This window comes from Streptomyces flavotricini, from assembly GCF_020639365.1.
In the GTDB taxonomy this organism is placed as follows: domain Bacteria; phylum Actinomycetota; class Actinomycetes; order Streptomycetales; family Streptomycetaceae; genus Streptomyces; species Streptomyces flavotricini.
Genome location: NZ_JAINUL010000001.1, coordinates 8,674,769 through 8,677,784 on the forward strand (window position 1 = coordinate 8,674,769; position 3,016 = coordinate 8,677,784).

3 protein-coding genes and 1 pseudogene are annotated in these 3,016 nt (G+C 73.6%); 2 read left to right on the forward strand and 2 right to left on the reverse strand.

Annotated elements, in window-relative coordinates; translation table 11 throughout:
* Together K7B10_RS39905 and K7B10_RS39910 are read left to right on the forward strand one after the other, a co-directional pair.
* A pseudogene (locus K7B10_RS39905) lies at positions 1-636 on the forward strand (hypothetical protein); the annotation flags it as partial.
* A 70-nt stretch (positions 637-706) separates the two neighbouring features.
* Positions 707-1,108 carry a hypothetical protein gene (locus tag K7B10_RS39910; RefSeq protein WP_229344651.1) on the forward strand — a complete coding sequence of 134 codons (402 nt, stop codon included), beginning with the start codon at positions 707-709 and terminating at the stop codon, positions 1,106-1,108.
* Positions 1,109-1,267: 159 nt separating this feature from the next.
* Here the strand turns inward: K7B10_RS39910 and K7B10_RS39915 are convergent, their stop codons facing one another.
* On the reverse strand, positions 1,268-1,852 hold the full coding sequence (locus K7B10_RS39915) for an RNA polymerase sigma factor (RefSeq protein ID WP_229344653.1): 585 nt from the start codon (positions 1,850-1,852) through the stop codon (positions 1,268-1,270).
* Positions 1,842-2,411, reverse strand: a complete 570-nt coding sequence (locus tag K7B10_RS41450) for a hypothetical protein (RefSeq protein WP_229344655.1) — start codon at positions 2,409-2,411, stop codon at positions 1,842-1,844. The genes K7B10_RS39915 and K7B10_RS41450 overlap by 11 nt, the downstream gene beginning before the upstream one ends.
* Positions 2,412-3,016 lie beyond the last annotated feature (605 nt).

Genomic DNA, 3,016 nt, shown 5'->3' on the forward strand with positions numbered 1-3,016 from the left:
CCCGCCCCCGACCCGTACGCGGCGGCCGCCGCCCCGGCCGCCGCTGTTCCCGCCCCGGCCGCGGCCCCTGATCCGGCACCGGAGCCGGTGGCGGTGAGTGCGGATGCCCGCGCGATGTGGGGGCCGCTGACCCAGGGGTTGAAGGTCCCGAACAACTTGGACCTGTCCGACCGGGCCGCCGCGTTGGAGCAGCTCGGCGTCGGTGCGGCGGTGAACAGCCGGCTGGTGAACATGGTCAAGGACTACGTCGGTTCCGAGCGGGAGACGGCCCTGCTGGTCGCCACCCGGGCGTGGCCGCTGCTCGCGGCCCGCATGGCGGGCGTCGCCCGCAGCCCGGAAGGCGAGACGGGCCTGCGCGCCCGGTTGAAGGCCGGGCTGGGGGACGACCCCGCCTGGGAGCAGGGCCCGCCCGGCGAGTTCGCGGGCCGCATGGTCGGCCAGGTCCTGCGCGCACTGACCACCCCGCCCGGTGGCCCGGTTCCCGACGGCCCCCGCGTCTCCGCCACGGCGGCCCGTTCCCGCTCGACCACCACCCCCGCGGGCGCGGCTCCCGGCCGGGCGGCGCCCGCGGAGGCGGCCCGGCCCGCGTACCGGCAGGCGGCCGGGCCCGCGAAGGGGTCGGGACCCCGGAGGTGACGGGCGGTCCGGTGTGGAGCGAGGGGGTGAGAGGGTGGCCGCGTCAGCTGCATGGGGGTGGCCGGTGGTGATGAGCGGGAGGCAGCGCCGTGTCGCCGGCAGCGTGCTGGCCGGGGCGGTGCTGGCGGTGTGCGGGTGGTGGGCCGGCCGGTTCGGGTACGGGGCGGTGGGCCTGGTGCTGAGCTCGTCGGCCGGGCTCGTGGTGCTGGCCGGCGCGTGGCGGGCGGGGGCCCTGTCCCTTCCGCGGCCCTCGTCGCCGTCCCGGGATACCGCGCCGCGTCGGCGGCTTTCGGCGCGGGAGCGGGCGGACCGGGAGAGGTCGGCGCGGCTGCTGAAGGCGATCGCTGCTGTTGCCGTGGCCGCCGGGGGAGCGGGTGGGCTCTCGGAGTTCGAGCGGATCGTGCTTCACGGCGTCGCCATACGCCCGGGACGGGAGTACCCGCCGCCGGGCCACGGCTACCCGCGCGCGTGAAGGCAATCGCGGATTTCAGTCCCGTCAGTCCCGTTGGCCCCTGCTGTGGAGGGTGTTCGCCTGGCCGTTCGGCGGGGGCTGTGCCTGTGCGGGGCGGTGCCGGGGGTGTGGGTGCGGCCCCGGACGAGGTGGTGTCCGGGGCCGCGGGGGAGGGCCGGGTCAGAAGGCGTGCTGGTAGCCCGGGAGGCCGAGGTGGTGGGCGAGGCGGTTTCGGGCGTGGCGGCGGTGGGAGCGGACGGACTCGGTGGTGATGTTGAGGGCGGCGGCGATGTCTTGGTCGGAGTAGCCGTCGGCTCGGAGCACGATGACCTGCTTCTGGCGGGGGGCGAGGACCGTGTTGAGCGTGTGCAGGATCTCCAGGGCCTCGAAGCGGGTCTCGATGCGGGTCTCGGGTCCGGGTACGGACAGGTGGGCGAAGTAGGGGGCGGTTATCTCGCCGACGGCGAGTTCGGCGTTGCGGTGGGCCTGGGCGCGCTTGGCGTGGTTGGAGGCGACGACGCGGACGTACGCCTCGGGGGAGGTGAGGCGGCCGACGCGTTCCCAGTTCTTGAGGATGGTCTCCCAGACCTGCTGGGCGATGTCCTCGGCGTTGCCGCCCTCGATGTACTGGCGGCCCAGGGTGTTGCGGATGGTCCAGTAGACCTTGGGGGCCATGGACTTGTAGAACTCGGCGAAGTCGCGGAGCTCGATGGTGGTGGGGTCCTGGAAGTGGCCGTCGATCAGGAGCTGGCTGTCAGAGGCCACGGCCGGCTCCGGGGTCGGCGGCGCCGGTGGCCGTGTGGGGGCTCTGGGCGGGGAGCTGGGCGGGGGTGGAGATGACCGAGGTGATGGGGCCCTCGCTGTTCTCGGAGCCGCCGCCGCTGTTGTCGCCGCCGTCATTGTCGGTGGCGGCGTCGGTGGTGGCGCCGGGGATGCCGGTCTGCGTGGGGGTGTCGGCGGTGCGGGGGGTGGCGGTGTCCGCCTCGGCCGTGGCGCTGGCCGTGGCGGCGAGGCGGGCGGCGCGGCGGGTGCGGAAGGTGCCCAGGATGAGGAGGATCGCGCTGATCGCGATCCAGACGATGGTGAACAGCGGCTGGTACTGGCGGGCCAGCGTCAAGATCGCTTCGCCCCACTTCCACATGGCGATGCCGGTCACGGCGAGGAAGAGGGTGAGCGCGAGGGTGGTGGCGAGGATGGTGTGGTCCTGCACCCAGATGTCGGTGCGTTCCACGGCGCGGCCGGCGGCCTTGGGCGTGGCCTTGATGCGGTCCATCAGGCGGCGCCAGCGCGAGGGCGTGGTGCCCGGGTGCTGAGAGTGACTCACGGTGAGTCTCCTTCGGTGTCGTGACCAGCGACACCGGTGTTGCCGGGCTACGCGGGCAGCCCGGCAACACCGGGTTGGAAGAGACCGGGGGCTCGTGCGCTCTCGCCAAAGGGTTCACGAAGTCCCGGTCCTGCATGGTCTTTTGTGTTGTTCCGAATATTGAAGCAGACCTCGTCGTTCCGTTACATCCCCCCAGCGCACGAGCTGTTCGCCCCTTTGCACTCTTTACCCAGGGCCGCCCGCTCCCGTTCCGGAGTGGATCAGGGGTTCGAGTCTGAGGCGGCGGTTCGGGTACGGGAAGAAGCGCAGGTGAGCGGCGGGGATGCCGTTCTCGTGGGAGATGACTTCGAACGTCCAACGTGCCCCGCGCGCCGCCGGTTCCCGCCCGGAGTGGAACCCCGGCCCTCGCGCCGCGATCCAGGCCAATCGCGAACCACCTTTGTCGGCACGGGAGTTCGAAATGAAAGCGCGCGTTCGAGGCGCGGGGCCCACCTGGGGGTCGGCGGTGGGGCGCAGGTTCGCGGTGGGGGTGCGGCCGGACGCGCTCAAGCCGTCGAGGCGGCCTTGCCCGGTGCCCCCGGGGGTGCTCGCGGGTGCGGCCGGCG

Coding starts and splice junctions, on each gene's coding strand:
- K7B10_RS39910 (WP_229344651.1), top strand. CDS start 707: ATGAGCGGGAGGCAGCGCCGTGTCGCCGGCAGCGTGCTGGCCGGGGCG.